At 52.0% G+C, this 16538-nt stretch carries 13 protein-coding genes; 7 read left to right on the plus strand and 6 right to left on the minus strand.

Annotated elements, in window-relative coordinates; translation table 11 throughout:
- Positions 1 to 130: 130 nt before the first annotated feature.
- From LQ215_RS20200 to LQ215_RS20230, 7 genes are all read left to right on the plus strand, one after another.
- Positions 131 to 1189, plus strand: coding sequence for a homoserine dehydrogenase (locus LQ215_RS20200; RefSeq protein WP_230152267.1), 1059 nt, complete (start codon positions 131 to 133; stop codon positions 1187 to 1189).
- Entirely contained in the window at positions 1186 to 2598 is a 1413-nt protein-coding gene (locus LQ215_RS20205) for an aldehyde dehydrogenase family protein (RefSeq protein ID WP_230152268.1), read from the plus strand. The genes LQ215_RS20200 and LQ215_RS20205 overlap by 4 nt, the downstream gene beginning before the upstream one ends.
- A gap of 150 nt (positions 2599 to 2748) precedes the next feature.
- Positions 2749 to 3321, plus strand: a complete 573-nt coding sequence (locus LQ215_RS20210) for a hypothetical protein (RefSeq protein ID WP_230152269.1) — start codon at positions 2749 to 2751, stop codon at positions 3319 to 3321.
- Between the two features lie 606 nt (positions 3322 to 3927).
- Complete coding sequence (locus LQ215_RS20215; protein WP_230152270.1) at positions 3928 to 5202, plus strand: glycoside hydrolase family 68 protein; 1275 nt, start codon at positions 3928 to 3930, stop codon at positions 5200 to 5202.
- 736 nt (positions 5203 to 5938) lie between these two features.
- Positions 5939 to 6298 (plus strand): DUF6124 family protein, encoded by a 360-nt coding sequence (locus tag LQ215_RS20220; RefSeq protein WP_095963463.1) that lies wholly within the window; start codon positions 5939 to 5941, stop codon positions 6296 to 6298.
- 177 nt (positions 6299 to 6475) lie between these two features.
- Positions 6476 to 7051: a hypothetical protein gene (locus tag LQ215_RS20225; RefSeq protein ID WP_230152272.1), complete on the plus strand. Its 576-nt coding sequence runs from the start codon at positions 6476 to 6478 to the stop codon at positions 7049 to 7051.
- Between the two features lie 416 nt (positions 7052 to 7467).
- Positions 7468 to 7827, plus strand: a complete 360-nt coding sequence (locus tag LQ215_RS20230) for a DUF6124 family protein (protein WP_230152274.1) — start codon at positions 7468 to 7470, stop codon at positions 7825 to 7827.
- A gap of 195 nt (positions 7828 to 8022) precedes the next feature.
- On the opposite strand, the gene LQ215_RS20235 is transcribed toward LQ215_RS20230, so the two are convergent.
- The 6 genes from LQ215_RS20235 to LQ215_RS20260 all read right to left on the minus strand — a co-directional run bounded on the left by LQ215_RS20235 (position 8023) and on the right by LQ215_RS20260 (position 16509).
- Positions 8023 to 8991 carry a hypothetical protein gene (locus tag LQ215_RS20235; RefSeq protein WP_230152276.1) on the minus strand — a complete coding sequence of 323 codons (969 nt, stop codon included), beginning with the start codon at positions 8989 to 8991 and terminating at the stop codon, positions 8023 to 8025.
- 112 nt (positions 8992 to 9103) lie between these two features.
- The gene (locus LQ215_RS20240) at positions 9104 to 10033 is read right to left on the minus strand and encodes an HNH endonuclease (protein WP_230152278.1); all 930 of its coding nucleotides are present in this window, start codon (positions 10031 to 10033) and stop codon (positions 9104 to 9106) included.
- A 614-nt stretch (positions 10034 to 10647) separates the two neighbouring features.
- Positions 10648 to 11469 carry a hypothetical protein gene (locus LQ215_RS20245; protein ID WP_230152280.1) on the minus strand — a complete coding sequence of 274 codons (822 nt, stop codon included), beginning with the start codon at positions 11467 to 11469 and terminating at the stop codon, positions 10648 to 10650.
- Positions 11469 to 13049, minus strand: coding sequence for an AAA family ATPase (locus tag LQ215_RS20250; protein ID WP_230152282.1), 1581 nt, complete (start codon positions 13047 to 13049; stop codon positions 11469 to 11471). The genes LQ215_RS20245 and LQ215_RS20250 overlap by 1 nt, the downstream gene beginning before the upstream one ends.
- 5 nt (positions 13050 to 13054) lie before the next feature.
- Positions 13055 to 15019 carry a restriction endonuclease subunit S gene (locus LQ215_RS20255; protein ID WP_230152283.1) on the minus strand — a complete coding sequence of 655 codons (1965 nt, stop codon included), beginning with the start codon at positions 15017 to 15019 and terminating at the stop codon, positions 13055 to 13057.
- Positions 15016 to 16509, minus strand: coding sequence for an N-6 DNA methylase (locus LQ215_RS20260; RefSeq protein ID WP_230152284.1), 1494 nt, complete (start codon positions 16507 to 16509; stop codon positions 15016 to 15018). Before LQ215_RS20260 ends, LQ215_RS20255 begins: the two co-directional genes overlap by 4 nt.
- Between the last annotated feature and the right edge of the window lie 29 nt (positions 16510 to 16538).

Here is a 16538-nt window from a genome sequence, read left to right on the forward strand (position 1 = left end):
CCCCTACCGCTTTGCCCACCCCCTGGTCAAAACGCCCAAAAAATAGAGCAAATTGGCATATTTCACTGCCCACGCCACCTCCCTAACCTAGATCCCAACATCCCACCCCCGGATCAAGGACATAACAAAAATGACTGAATACAAACTGGCTCTAGTCGGCTTCGGCGGTGTAAACCGGGCATTGGCTCAGCTGATTGCCGAGCGCAACCAGCAGTGGAAAACCGAACTCGGCTTCACCCTGAAAATCGTCGGCGTGACCGACTTGTTCCTCGGTTCGGTGATGGACCGCCACGGCCTCGACGCCGCGTCACTGGCCAAACTGCCTACCACCCAAGGCGCCATGGCCCAACTGCCCGGCGGCACCGTCGATGCCCTCAACGAAGCGGTAATCAAAGACTGCGGCGCTGACATCATCGCCGAAGCCACCTTCACCAACCCGGTGGACGGCGAGCCCGCCACCTCGTTCTGCCGCTGGGCCCTGGAGCGCGGCAAACACGTGGTCACCACCAACAAAGGCCCCATCGCCCTGCACGGCGCCGAGCTCAAAGCCTTGGCCCAGCGCAACAACGTCGCCTTCGAATACGAAGGCTCGGTGATGAGCGGCACCCCCGTCATTCGTCTCGCCAAACAGTCCCTGGCCGGCAGCTCGATCAGCGGTTTCGAAGGCATCCTCAACGGCACCTCCAACTTCGTCCTCACCTGCATGGAAGGCGGTCTAGGGTTCGCCGAAGCCGTCAGCCAGGCCCAAGCCCTGGGCTACGCCGAAGCCGACCCAACGGCAGACGTCGAAGGCCACGACGTGCGCCTCAAAGTGGTGATCCTCGCCAACGAACTGCTCGACGCCAAACTCACCGTCAGCGACGTCACCTGCAGCGGCATCTCCGCCCTCAGCCTCGCCGACATCGAAAAAGCCCGCCACGACGGCGCCCGCTGGAAACTCATCGGCGCCGCCACGCGCCAGGCCGACGGCTCCATCAGCGCCAGCGTCGAACCGCGCCTGCTGAGCAACGACCACCCACTGGCGAGCATCAGCGGCGCCACCAACGCTGTGTCGTTCACCAGCGAACTGCTCGGCGCCGTCACCGTCTCCGGTCCGGGCGCAGGCCGCACCGAAACCGCCTTCGCACTGCTGTCGGACATCATTCACATCCACCAATCGGCAACCCGCAAACAGGAGCACAACCAGTGAACGTATCGCGCCTGGCCCTGGCGGTCGTCGAACCGCACATCGAAGTCCTCAACCCGTTTGACGGCAGCATCGTCGGCACCGTCGCCGACGTGTGCGCCTCAGAAGTCCCACACCTGCTCGAAACCGGACGCAGCGGCGTAAAAACCTGTGCCGCACTCCCACGTCATCGACGCGCCAGCATCCTCGAACACGCCGCACTGAACATCGAACGCGACGCCAAAGCCTTCGCCCGGCTGATCGTCGACGAAGCCGGCAAGACCCTCAAACAGGCCGAAAAAGAAGTCAAACGCTGCGTCAACACCCTCAAGCTCTCCGCCGAAGAAGCCAAGCGCAACGCCGGCGAAATCGTGCCGTTCGATGCCTACGAAGGCGCCGAATCGCGCCAGGGCTGGTTCACCCGCGAACCCCTGGGCCTGATCGTCGCCATCACCCCCTACAACGACCCGCTGAACCTGGTCGCCCACAAACTCGGCCCGGCCATCGCCGGCGGCAACGCGGTGATCCTCAAACCGTCCGAGCTGGCACCGTTGTCGGCCCTCAAACTGGTGTCGTACCTGGTCGCCGCCGGCCTGCCTGAAACCGTGGTCACCGTCGCCACCGGCGGCGCGGAACTGGGCAAAGCCCTGGTCGCCGCCCGCGACGTGCGGATGATCTCCTTCACCGGCGGCTTCGTCACCGGCGAACAAATCGCCCGCACTGCCGGCCTGAAAAAACTCGCCATGGACCTCGGCGGCAACGCCCCCGTCATCGTCATGGGCGACTGCAATCTCGACGCCGCCGTCGACAGCTGCATCTCCGGCGCCTTCTGGGCCGCCGGGCAAAACTGCATCGGCACCCAACGCCTGCTCATCCACGCGCCCATCTACGAAGCCTTCCGCGAACGCTTCGTCAACCAGGCCCAAGCCCTTGTCGTCGGCAACCCACTGCTCGCCAACACCGACATCGGCCCGATGATCACCCAACAAGCCGCGCAAAACGCCGAACAAGTGGTCAACGAAGCCCTGCAACAAGGCGCCACCTTACTCTGCGGCCACCGCCGCCAAGGCACCTGCTACGCCGCCACCGTCCTGGAAAACGTCGACCACACCAGCCGACTCTGGCGCAATGAAGCCTTTGCGCCTGTGGTGGTGTTGCAGCCGTTCGACACGTTCGATGAAGCCATTGCGTTGGCTAACGAACCGGAATACGCGCTTCACGCCGGGATCTTCACCAACGACCTCAGCACCGCGATGAGCGCTGCACGACGGATCGAGGCAGGGGGCGTGATGATCAATGATTCGTCGGATTTCCGCTTTGATGCGATGCCGTTTGGCGGTTCCAAATACGGCAGTTTGGGCAGGGAAGGGGTGCGCTTTGCCTACGAGGAAATGACCCAGCCGAAGGTGGTTTGCTTGAATACGTTGGGGTGAGCGGGTCGGGGGGCAGGGGGATATGCGCAGGCGCCAGGGCTCTGTGCCTGCGCAGGCCATACGGCGCTTCCATGATGGTTTATGTTTTGCTCAATATTTTGCCCGGCAGGTCGTTAGCCTTATCTGTTCCCCCTGATCAAGGAAGTTGCCGTGTCCGAAAATGTCTACGCACCACCGTTAGCTCCATTGGAAACTGTCGTCCAGCCATCCGAGTTTTACGTGGTGTCGCCAGCAAAGCTTATGACGCTGGCGATCCTGACGTTTGGCCTGTATTTCTACTACTGGTCATACAAGAACTGGAGCCTTTACAAGCAGTCCACCCAGGCAGATATCTGGCCGTGGGCGCGCGGCCTGCTGTGCATATTTTTCATTCACCAACTGTATCGCCGAGCGAACGAGAAAATTCGCGGCAGCGGTCGCACATTTGAGTGGGATTACGAACAGTGGGCAACCGTATATGTGGTGCTGACGGTCGGTGCCAGTGTATTAAATTCAGTGGCAAAGCGCGTCGATGGCTTTGCATTTCTGATCGGTTGGTTATTGTTGGCGATTCCACTGCGGGCCTATGTGGTGAGCCAAAGCCAACCGATGATCAACTTCGCTGCCAATGATCCTCAAGCGTCGAGCAATTCGCGTTTTACCGCATGGAATTACCTCTTCATGGCGTCAGGCGTTTTTCTCTGGGGGCTGTCACTGTTGGGAGTCTGGGTCCTTTATCGTTGAGCCGAATAGGGATGGCGGTGACTCAGTCGAAGGTGGTTTTGAAAAAAGGTCTTGCACGGCAAGGCCTTTTTTTATGGCCGATCCTCGTCAAAACAACTGACCCACCGCCCTAGCAGGCACTTCGCACACCCCACTGTGGGAGCGAGCCTGCTCGCGATAGCGCTATACCAGTCAACATCAAAACCGCTGACTCACCACCTCGCGATCAGCTCACCACGACCCGCTTCCCTCCATCTCGCCGACGGCGACATATCAAGTTTTTCGTTAAACCCCCATGTGGCTCCCCGCCTTGCATTGGCCTTTGCGCAAAACGCCTATCCCTCTATGCATTGCTTCCGCCCGTTGCCCCGTTACGCGCGCTTTCCACCGAGCTGCGTTCAGAGCGCCGACCGTGCCGACAACGTCGGCGATCTCCCCATGAACTAACTTCTGCAAACGTTCACGGCTGAAACGTATCAGCTCGAACAAAAAACCCAATTATGCACAAATGCATTTTTATGCTTGACCCGCATGCATAAGCCCCTATAAGGTAGCCTCACTGTATGCACATACAGTATTTCCAAATCACTATTTATTTGAATCCATTCATGGACGAGGCAATAACCTATGAAAACCACCACTGAAAAATTCGGTGTAACCCCCCATCAACCCAGCCTCTGGACCCGCGCCGACGCGTTGAAAGTCCGGGCAGATGACCCCACCACCACCCAGCCGCTGGTCAGCGCGGATTTCCCGGTACTGAACAACGACGTGTTCATCTGGGACACCATGCCCCTGCGCGACTTGGACGGTAACGTGACGTCCGTCGATGGCTGGTCGGTGATCTTTACCCTGACGGCCGATCGTCATCCAAACGACCCGCAGTACCTCGATGAGGACGGCAACTACGACATCCTCCGCGATTGGAGCGATCGCCACGGTCGGGCAAAGATGTACTACTGGTTTTCCCGTACCGGCAAGAACTGGGAATTCGGTGGCCGCGTGATGGCCGAAGGCGTTTCGCCGACCGCTCGCGAATGGGCCGGCACGCCGATCCTGTTGAACGACCGAGGTGAAGTGGACCTGTATTACACCGCCGTCACCCCAGGCGCGACCATCGTCAAGGTGCGCGGTCGGGTGGTGACCACTGAACATGGTGTCAGCATGGTCGGCTTCGAGAAGGTCAAGCCGCTGTTCGAGGCTGACGGCAAGATGTACCAGACCGAAGCACAAAACGCGTTCTGGGGTTTCCGCGACCCATGGCCTTTCCGCGACCCGAAAGATGGCAAGCTATACATGCTGTTCGAGGGCAACGTGGCCGGTGAGCGAGGCTCGCACAAAGTAGGCGAGGCAGAAATCGGCGACGTGCCGCCGGGTTATGAAGATGTCGGCAACTCGCGCTACCAGACCGCCTGTGTCGGCATCGCCGTGGCCCGCGACGCGGACGGTGACGACTGGGAAATGTTGCCGCCACTGCTGACCGCCGTCGGGGTAAACGACCAGACCGAGCGCCCGCACTTCGTGTTCCAGGATGGCAAGTACTACCTGTTCACGATTAGCCATACCTTCACCTACGCCGACGGTGTGACCGGCCCGGACGGGGTGTACGGTTTTGTCGCGGACTCGCTGTTCGGCCCTTACGTGCCACTGAACGGTTCCGGCCTGGTGCTGGGCAACCCGTCCTCCCAGCCATTCCAGACCTACTCGCACTATGTAATGCCAAACGGCCTGGTGACCTCCTTCATCGACAGCGTACCGACCGACGAAACCGGCACGCAGATTCGTGTGGGTGGTACCGAGGCGCCAACGGTGGGCATGAAAATAAAAGGGCTGCAGACGTTCGTGGTGGCCGAGTACGACTACGGTTACATCCCGCCGATGCTCGACGTCACACTCAAGTAATAGCAGCGCTGGGGTTTCAGGCAGCGGGTTTGTGGTCGATGACAAAACCGTCGTGGATATGATCGAGATATCCCGCCTGATTCATTGCGACATTGCTCGCAAGCCCCGTTGAATAACGAGTCGTCACCCTCTTCGCGACTGGCTGCAAGGATGCAGCCGGTTGCGAACGCATTTCCGCACTGCGCACTTGGAGCGATGAGTTCTCTTAAAGTAGTGCAGCAGCCTGCTGCACAATTCCCCAACCGCAGCGCCGCGCCTTGCTAAATGACGCTTACGCAGCGCATTCACGATGCAAACCCGCTCCACCATTCCTATGTTTGAAATACCTGACGCAAGCTCCTCTGTGGGAGCGAGCTTGCTCGCGATAGCGGTGCATCAGCAACATTTCGGCCCGCTGTTTATCGTGACTCCACGAGACCAGCCACGACCGACATCACCTTGCGCCATTGCCTACAACTACGCCAGAATCCGCCGGCTTGTGCGTCTTGGAGGGCGTCGGTAGTTTGAGTCCTGTCACTGAGCATCAGTGATCGGGTTTAGTCGCCCGTCTCAACCTAAGGCGTATCAAGTCCCCGTCGGACAGGCTGTGCTGTTCCTGTATTGATGGTGGCTGTGCGCAGGGCGCCCCCGGGCGCGCCGGGATTCTTAGGTTCACCGGTCGACTAACCTGCGCACAGCTGCCGCCCTCTCGTTTAGTCGCGAGGTGGTTGCAGCATCACTTAAGGAACCTAAGTCGATGGCAAAAATTACACCGAACCCTCCGACCACAGATGAGCATGTGTCTCGCGCTCAATCTGCTCGTAACAATAAGCTTGATGACGCTGCCAACCGGGCGTTGGATTACTACCTGAAGCCTACGCCGAAGGACGAAACGTCTGACAAGCCCAACACTATTTTCCGTATTGCGCCTGATGTTGATTCGGAATGTCTGCTTGCCAATTTGAGCGAAAACCTGGCTTCGGCGAATGCCATGATCAGTGATTTGGCGTTTGGTCTTGAGGGATCACGACGGCATTTTGCGTTGGGGATTTTGCAGGTGATTGAGGTGAGCGAGCTGTTGGCGAATCGGGCTTTGGATATTGTTGAGGTGAGGTAACAAGGGGCCGCGCTTACCCCGGGTATGAAAAAAGGTCTTGCATGGCAAGGCCTTTTTTTGTGGTCGGTCGCCCGACAGCGGCCAGCCAGGACACATGATCGATTGTGATGATGGCCCTCAATATTTCGCCCGGCAGGTCGTTAGCCTTATCTGTTCACCCTTATCAAGGAAGCTGCCGTGTCCGAAAATGTTTACGCACCACCTTTGGCTCCATTGGAGACCTTCGTAGAACAGCCATACGAATTCTATGTGGTCTCACCGGCAAAGCTTCTGACACTGGCGATTCTGACGTTTGGCTTCTATTTCTATTACTGGTCATACAAAAACTGGAGCCTGTACAAGCAATCCACCCAGGCAGATATCTGGCCGTGGGCTCGCGGCCTGTTGTGCATATTTTTCATTCACCAACTGTATCGGCGTGCGAATGAGAAAATCCGCGGCAGTGGTCGTACATTTGAATGGGATTATGAGCAGTGGGCAACCGTATACGTGGTGCTGACGGTCGGTGCCAGCCTATTGAATGCAGTGGCGAAGCGCGTCGATGGCTTCGAGTTTCTGATGGGATGGTTACTGTTGGCGATTCCACTGCGAGCCTATGTGGTGAGCCGGGGCCAACCGATGATCAACTTCGCCGCCAATGACCCTCAGGCGCTGAGCAATTCGCGCTTCACCGCCTGGAATTATCTGGCCATGGTGCCCGGAGTGCTGCTTTGGGCCCTGGCAATGCTTGGCGTCTGGACTATCTACCGTTAAATCGATTGGGAGTGGGGGACGCTCAGCCGAAGTGGTTTGTTTGAATACGTTAGGGGAAAACGGCGGGATGTTTATTGAGGCGCGTGGGATTTGGGAGGGGCTGACGCAGTCTTGCGCCATTGCCTACAACTACGCCAGAATCCGCCGGCTTGTGCGTCTTGGAGGGCGTCGGTAGTTTGAATCCGTCACTGAGCATCAGTGATCGGGTTTCGCAGCCCGGACTCTATAGGCGCACAACGTCACCTTCGAAAGCAGATCGCCCATATCTGTGATTTCGCCAGAGGTGGCTGTGCGTGGGAGACCCCATGGGTCTGCCGGTCCCTAGAGTCCCGGTCTGCGAACCCGCGTACAGCTGCCACCCCAACTTCGTTTCGCAGCGAATGGTGGTAGCTCCAACAGACTCTAGGAGCTTTACCATGGTTAAAATTACGCCCAACCCGCCAGCTACAGATGAGCATGTGTCTTGCGCTCAGTCTGCTCGTGACAAGAAGCTCGATGAAGCTGCCAACCGGGCGTTGGATTACTATCTGAAGCCTACGCCGAAGAGCGAAACGTCTGACAAGCCCAACACTATTTTCCGCATCGCGCCTGATGTTGATTCGGAGTGTCTGCTGGCGAATCTCAGTGAAAACCTGGCTGCGGCCAATGCCATGATCAATGATTTGACGTTTGGTCTGGAGGGATCACGACGGCATTTTGCATTGGGGATTTTAAAGGTGATTGAGGTGAGTGAGCTGCTAGCTAATCGGGCTTTGGATATTGTTGAGGTGAGGTAAGAAGGGGCCGCGCTTACCCCAGGTATGAAGAAAGGTCTTGCTTGGCAAGACCTTTTTTGTGTCTTCGAAGTCCTCAAAGCGATGAGCTCTAATTTGTGCAAGAGGTACTTGCACAATTGTCTTTGTTGAGTGCCACAGCACCTGCGAAGGAATGTCGATGGCTGCCCCCCTTTCAGCACATTACCTTGGTTTTCCTTAGAAGTAGCTGTCCTGCTTCAATCGTTTCAGAGCGGCGTCCTTTAAAGCCTTCTTCGACTGCATCTCACAAGGTAGCGTTTCAAAGGTGTAGCCTCTTTTCTCAGGAGTAGCTACGACTACACGATTTTCGCTGATTAGCGCAGCTCGTGCCTCCTCTGGTCTGCCTGGAATTGCGCAATCTCGGGGGTGAAGGTGAAATGAAGCAAAAACGATGGTTTCTTGTAGATAGTCATCGGCGTCCCTAAGAATGTATTCCCACGAATTCCAAGCAATAACTACCGTATAAACGGATCCAACGAATACCGCGAAAAGCATTCGTGTGCGACGGTGATGGCCGAGTCCTGGTCTGTAGAGTTTCCATTGCTGTACCGTTAAATAATTTTTTCTGATCGTTCCAATGAAAGTTGGAGAGGTTAAGGCGATAGCAATGGAAGTGATGACGACCGTCAAGCTGACAATAAATGTCGTAATGAATGCCCACAGAGAAACCAAGATAAGCATAGACAAGGACTTTTGCGCAACTGGAAGCTGAGCTGCATCGACGCTGGTGAGGTTAATGATGAACGAGTCGGCGTATGCGCTAGCGACAAGCCCCAATCCTACTGTAGCTAGAGCCGTGAGAATGGTCATCCACCATGCATGTATTTTGAATTTTTCTACAAGTTTAAAATGCCTGATAGAAAGCACCGATGAGCTAAAGCAGATAACAATAAAAAAAACTTGAGCGACGTCTTTTTTGATCGATCCTCCTACCATGTGCCAGAACATGAGCATGTGGAGGGCGGCAACCGAGCCCAGCGTGATAGCCGCCCAATATTCTTGAGGGCCCCACCATCTGATGTTGTAGTTGAGTTTCCAGGGGAAATGCTTTGAATGCGTTCTAATGAACATTGGTTGGTCGGTAAGTCGATCGATTGCTGCAAGGATAAGCGCGATGAGTAGATAGGTAGCTAGGTACGGAAGCATTGATCTGAAAGTCCTTTTCCAAAAATGGAAGGCTTTATCTCACAGACGTTGCTCGATTCCTAGTTCCGCAGGTAGGGGGAAATGGTTGACCGTTAAATATGAGAAAAGCTTTTCACTGATTTACCTCCGTGAGTCGGCCCAGTTCAGGATTTTTTTTTGCTTCTTGGTAGCGGTCCTTGACCTCGGCGACACTTAACCACTTACGGCGTGAATGCACCACACGGTGACAATTGGCACATAACAGTGCGAGGTCCGCGAGCTTGGTTTTATCGCCAGGTTGGAGCGTATGCAGTGGCTTGGTATGGTGCACATCGATAACGCCTTCGATGTCCGGGCCGTATGTTTTGCTGAAGTTGAAGCCACAGGCTTCGCACTGGAGAACACCGTGCTTCTTGAGGGCTTCGTCCTTTTTTCGCTTGACGAGTTTTTTGTCCCTTTCCCGTACACGGTGTACGCGGGTTAACACTTTTCCTTCCTCTGCTTCGAAAAAGCCCGGTTCTTCCTCCGCACTTAGATCCATTGGCGTAGTAGAAGAAGTGGTTTTAACGTTCGCCTTGATGGCTGCTACGACTTCGGCCAGGCGCTCGGGACTATTAGCAAACTCCAGCCATACCAATTCCTCGTCCTTATTACCTTTTGCAAGACCTGTGCGACCAGTGTTGGTGTAGCTCGGATCCCAACGACGGAAATTGTTAAGCTTCATGCAGACACCATTGGTGTTACGAAAACTCTGGTTCTTGCTCACACCAGTAGCGGTGCCAATGAGATTGAGGCTATGTGATAGAGCTCGGACTTCCGGATGATTCACTCCGGGTAAACCATTGCGGTGAAGAAGGTACAGGTTCAGGGCTAGGACGAGTTCGTCACGGCTCCAGGGCGGATTGGATTGATTGCTGATAGGTGAAGAGGACATGGCGGGGGCTATCCGTAGGGTTCCCGTTTCGCTGTAGGACGCAGCGCAATATGTCGTCAGAATATTCTCTTCTGATGGCGTTTGGGAATCATACGGTGTTCGATGACCTTTGCTGTCGAGCACGGTCATGCTTGCGCGCGACGTTATTTGGTCATCAGGCGGGATATTGGACGGGGGAATGGATAAAGCTCAGACATTAAAAAGCCGGCTTATGGTTAGCTTTTTATGTATTTAGATATTTGAAAAACAATAAATTACCACTTTTGAAGTGCCTTCAGTTCCCCCATTTGTTCCCCCACTTTTTGGTGATTTTCCTCTGCTTTATTCCGGCAAAGACCGGCTTTCTTGGAGGTTTTTGCTCTGTACTTTCTTCCCGCTTTTGCATTGAGCGGTCGGCGGGAAAACTATCGAGGAGACTCTGCCCATTGAGAGTATGACGGATGTTCTTTTGTGGAGGTAGAGAGGGGCAGATCGTAGGCATGTACGTTTACTTGCTCATTACCCAAGTGCTACGTCAGCTTGGCTGGTTCAGCGACGAGGTGGTGGCCAATTTGGGCAGTAACCTGCTGACCAAATTGGCCCCGATAGGATTTCTTCTGTCATTCACTGTCGAAGTTGCCTGGCGGGCTTTAATTTCTATGCTCGGGAGTAGTATTAATCGAGTAGTCCCTGATCGATGGGTGTTGAGAATCCATCCTGGAACTAGGCCCTGATACTGCCCAGTTAAATCAGGGTGCGAAGGATTAAATCGTACATGCAATTTTTATTGCTATTGGATCTCCAGTTTTCATAAGTGAAGCTTTTGCAACTGATGAGAATTCAGCGTCGCGTGCAAGTAGGCTTTCTAATTTGTTTAGCTCGTTTTCCGCATCTTGCCTTTTAGCAATGCTCTTGGTTGCGTCATTAAGCGCGTTCAGGTAGCTGTTAAATAAATCTCTCGCAGTATTCCATGTCTGCTTGCGCCTACTGTTTAGTATTCTTTCGTTTAGATGGAATTTCTCAATTGTAAACTTCACCCGGCGAATGTCGTCTACGCCAAGTTTTATCTCTGGTGCCGCTTTGCCGTTATCATTAAAGCTAAGTAGCAAGACATCGCTAGATCTCAAAGGGTCTAGGAAAAGAGGGGTCTCATCTTGCCAAGGCTCAGATTCATCAGCTGCACGATACCGCTCATTGATAATTGGAAAGAATGTGCCCTTCTTTCGGTTCGGTCTTGATTTACATAACCTATAGTTTGATAATTCAAAAGCCAGCCAATAATAGCCGCTATGAGTGATGTGCACTGTACCGTCTGAGTTTTTTGTTTCTTTTTTTGGTCTGAAGTGCTCAACTTCTTGGTAGTCTCCCCCAAATTTTGTTTCCGTGTACCAGCACTTTTCAAATGAGATTTCAGATAGGAAGCTAACTAGTTCTTCGTTTCGCCAGTGGTTTTTATAACGCTCAATAAGGGCGTGTTTTTTTTCTAAATCAGGTGCGCTTAATATCTCCTGAGTTATCTCTAGAGATTTGAGTTTCCATGTTTCGATTTCCGGAGGTAGCTTTTGGGGGAGTTTGATGCGGATCATTAATCTGTCTCCGAAGAAATAGATTTTCTCAGGATGTCGTCGGATAGTACCTGGATCTCGTTATATTCATCGGAACTAAATTCTAGGCGTCGGAATTTTGGATTTCGGCTCATGGCCTTGGCGAAGTTAGAGAAGTAGGGGTTTGGATGCGCTTGTGATAAGCCTAGGTTGTCTAGTTCGATGTTTAGATTTGTTAATTCAACAGAAGGGGCTGCCCCCTCAGGTTGTTTGGACAGCAGCTCATTTCTTAAGTCGATTTTTTCCTGAATATCCTTGTCAAGGCTTGTACGGATGCCATAAAGCCCGGACTGGATAATCGCTTCTACACCCATATTGATTGGGTCTTCTTCAGGTATCACAGATTGTTTGCCGAATTCCTGACTTTCCGTCAGTACCCGGATTTGCGTTGCGCGCAGAGAAGTCAACATTAGTGGGTCGTGTGTGGTCAATATTACCTGGCTGGTGTGCAAGGCACTAAGATCACTGCCTTCAATTTTGTGATCTAAGATTTTCTCGATTTGATCAAAGTAACCCAGCTTCCATCGAGGGTTTAAATGTGTATCAGGCTCGTCAAGTAAAAATAAAGATTCATCGTTTCGAGTGAACTTCATTAGTCCTAGAACAGTTAGGAGTTGACGTTCACCTTCAGAGAGGGCGGAGAAAGTCAGTTTTTTGCCGTCGGTGAGAGTTACAGTTACTTGGACGTCTTCAAGTAGGTCGGCAATATAGGTGCTTTCTATATTTTTGAATAGTGATGTTGTGTCTGGGTACTCTGAAGCTAAGCCCTTTAACGCGCTATCATCTGGTAGAAACAGGTATAGGCGATCCTGGCTTTCTGAGCGGCCTCGAAAATCAACGATCTTGCGTTCCGTGTTATCAATCGGTGCTATAGCGTATCGCCATAAATTGTCGAGGAAGTCTCTGACAATTCCGCGGGAGTACCAAAATCTAGGGTCTCCCTCCTCGAGCATGACATCAGAAGGCTTACCTTTGTACCAGTATGGCTTTTTCAGACAGAATAGGACTGAGTCCAGCGAGGCTATATGCAGCTGCCCTAACAGTTCCTTACAAGCCGGATCGTTATCTACTAAGAAGGCAAGAAGCACAAAAAAACTATGGACGTCACGGCAGTAGAAAAAGCGTCGGATGAGCTGGTCATCACCCTTGGTAAGAGCATCATAAAATCGAGTTTGATGTTTTACAAACAGCTGTTCGACTCGCTCGTTGGTTCCGGAATAATAAGTGAAGATGTTCTGCGGAAGATATTTTTTCGCATTGCTTTTTAGAAAGGAGAAAGACTTTCTATCGCCATCTATTATGACCAAATTATTGGATTTGTTGTGGATGTCAAATCTAACTTGTATGTCATGGCCGTGGCATTCATAGATCAGAGTGTAGCTAAAGTCAGCCGACTCGCCTAGATCGATGGCTTTGAAAATTGAGATGATTGTCTCAATCAAATTGGATTTACCGACGCCATTTTGACCAATTATAGTCGTGATTGGAGACTCTTCGTCAAATGTCGTGCTGAAGTTAATAAAACCCTTATGGTTGGGTAGCGTTAGTTCCTTTAACTTCACTTGATTTATGCCTCTTTAAATTCTGCATGTTTTGGCTTGGTAATATATTTTGCGTCTATTTCTGTTTTTAATTGTGCATAAAATTCAGGGAGGCTCATTCTTGTTTGACTCCATACATCTTTCGCATTCGCCGCTCCGCCTATTTCGCGAAGGATTGATGCGATTATTGCAGTATCATCAAATTCTTCATGACCTAGCGACAGTATCGTCGTGATTTTCATAATTGGCGTGTCAATTCCTGGGTCTTCTATGCTTTTAACCGGCTCGCCAATTACTTGGTAAACCATAGTGTCCGCAAGGTCTAGCTGAGTGGTTTGAGCTACGCTCAGTCGGTTTTTTAGTTGGTCGCAGAGGACCATAAGATTTTCGACTTTTGAGTTTATTCGCTTCTGCTCTTCTAACGGCGGGAGTGCTAATACGAGCATCCCTATTTGCTTTCTAGATACATTTTTCATCGAGTTGCTCGTTCCGCCAGCTACCCGAGCATAGTAGTTTCTTGACCATTGTGAATTATTAACAAGACTTAAGTAGTTAGGTGATACAAGCTCGCTAAATACAAATCTGATGATTTTGTCGCTCATCATGAGTTTTTTTTCAGTCCCGGCGGGAACAACTACTGATCTTGCTACGAGCTCCGATGTGTTTGCGCGAGATATTAGGAAGTCATTTGCTGCTACTTCGTATTCCGGTCTGGGTTCTAAGTTGTCTGGGAGTTGCTTGTTTTCTTTTGGATTGAATTTCCCCCAGGTCACTGCGCTAACTTTTAGAACGCCCCAAGCATTTTTTTCTCTAGCGAAACCATGGCATTTAGGGCTCCAGCCACCCTCAGAGTGCAGTGATAGCGTATTTAGTCTGCACCACTCCCATCCCTCTGGCAGCGAGAAGGGCTTTTCTCCGTCAGTAATATCAGGTAGAGCGGGATATTTCGCGATTTTTTTCTCTTTGAGTAGGTGCTTCTTTTCGGAAGCGATGTGCTTTAGAAGCTCGCTAGCGGGTTCGTCAGAAGGGTCTTGAGGGACGAGTTTTCCCATTACGGCTAGTTGTAGGATTGTTTTTTTTAGCTGCTCAACGGCGTACTCTGTTGAACAAAGTGTATCGAAGTGTTCACTCAAGTGTGCCCAGTTCTCAGCGAGTTCACTATCGTCTTTTGCGGTGGTTAAAGCCCCCAGCAAGGTGTCGACTAGCATTTGATGGGACTCCAGGCTGGCTTCGGTTTGTTGCTCCAGCAGGTCGCACAGGGCCATTAGTTCATTTACTTTACTTACTATTCGGCACTGTTCCTCTATAGGGGGAATAGCCAGCAACAAAATGTTAGCATCATTGCGGTTAAGGCCAGGCTTTATACCTTTGCCCAAGTGGTCTAAACCTAACGTATGTAGAAGGTTATATGTAAAATATAAATCTAGCTCAGCAGGCGGCACCAAGCTATAAGCCACATCTGTGATCCAGCATCCGTCATTTAGGCATAAATTCAGAGCTCCGGCTGAACCTTTCCTGCCTATAACAATACACGGTTGAGCGACTGAGTATTTCTCGTGGCTGCCCACAACTCCGTTTGAACCGTAAACCGGGTATTCACCTGTATTGCTCCGTTTAGGTTCAGGCAAGTTATCGCCATATTGCATGTCAAAAATTTCACCAAACCGAACCCAGTCCCACCCACTTGGTAGATTGAATGGTTTTTCATCCTCGTTAATCTCAGCGGGTTCTCTAACCTTCGTTATCTCTCTCTCTTGAACCCCCTGAGCCTTGGCGGCTTTAATCTGCTCTAGCAAAGCACTCGCCGGAACGTCGTTTGGATCTTGCGATACCAGTTTTCCGCGTATCGCGAGGTTCAGGATCAGCTCGCGTAATTTTTTTATGCCATGAAGCTCGTATTTCTTGCTGCTGCCGCGGCCCTGTGTGGCTTTGATTTTGATAGCGGAAGTCCAGAGATCGATATTTTCGGTAATTCGTTGTTCTGCGTTCATTCGGGCTGGCCTCCTGTGTTGCCAGACAAAGCCTCAGCCAATACCCTTTTGAGCTGATCGCGCAGTACTTGAATTTCTGCTTGTTGCAGTGTGTACTCGGCCAGCAATGCATCTGGATCGTGGTTGATTTGTGCTTCTTGGTGAGGATTTCTAATATCAAGGTTGTAGTTACGCTCGACAATTTCCTCTAGGTTGACCTTCCATGCTTGCTTGTTGATTTGGCGATTGTGGCGGGCCAGTCTTTGTTGATGGGTGTCGCCTTCGCCCCACCAGACAGCGCAATTGTTAAAATCCTCCAGCTTCATGGGCTTGGTTTTGTTAAAGGCTTTAACGCCTGAGGGCAATGGCACTTCGTAGTACCAGATGTCTGTAGTCGGTTGGCCCTTCTCAAAAAACAAGATGTTGGTCTTGATGCTGGTATAGGGCGCAAACACAGTTTTTGGCAGGCGTACGATGGTGTGTAGGTTGCACTCATCCATCAACATCTTTTTAATTTTTGTTTTTACGCCCTCACCGGACAGCGTGCCGTCCGGTAAAACCACGGCGGCACGCCCTTTATTCTTTAAAACCTCTACGATCAATTGCAGGAAGAGGTCTGCAGTTTCGCGGGTTTGCATCTCGGCGGGAAAGTTTTTCTCTATGCCGTCCTCTTCGGTGCCACCAAAGGGGGGGTTTGAGACAATGACGTCAATATTTGATTCCCAGCTTGAAAGCGGCTTGCTGAGAGTGTTCCCGTGTTTGATCTGCACCGGAACTTCTATGCCGTGCAATAGCATGTTGGTGGTGCAGAGCAGGTGCGGTAACTGCTTTTTCTCGACGCCGTGGATCTGCCCCTGAAGAATTTGCTGGTCTTCAGCGGTAGCAACGTAGTTTTGCTCAACATGGTCAAACGAACAGGCGAGGAAACCGCCTGTGCCGCAGGCGGGATCGAAGATGGCTTCGCCAAGCTGCGGATCAATCATCTGGACGATAAAGCGTGTAACGGCTCGAGGGGTGTAAAACTCGCCAGCATTACCCGCGCTCTGTAAATCTTTAAGAATTTGCTCATAGATGTCGCCGAACAGGTGGCGCTCTTTCGAGTCGGTAAAGTCGATTTCGTTGAGCTTGTTAATTACCTGACGTAATAGTGTGCCATTCTTCATGTAGTTGAAGGCATCACTAAAGGCTTCTTTGACGACAAAGCCGCGGGGGTTGTTGTCGATAGATACGGTGAGGCTTTTGAGTGATGGAAACAGATCTTCGTTTACGAACGCCAGAAGGGCGTCGCCGGTAATTCCTTGATCGTTGGCAGCCCAATTGCGCCACAGATACTTCTCCGGGATAGGAGCGCGATAGTCGTCATGTTCGAATTCCAACTGCTGTTCTTGGCCATCGAATATCTTAAGAAATAATAGCCAAGACATTTGCCCCAGGCGCTGAGCGTCACCATCTACGCCGGCATCTTTACGCATTACATCTTGGATCGATTTTATTACTGAACTGACGGGCATTGGTTTCTCTTTTACAATTAAGCCAGCTC

The organism is Pseudomonas brassicacearum (assembly GCF_918698105.1).
GTDB lineage: Bacteria > Pseudomonadota > Gammaproteobacteria > Pseudomonadales > Pseudomonadaceae > Aquipseudomonas > Aquipseudomonas brassicacearum_F.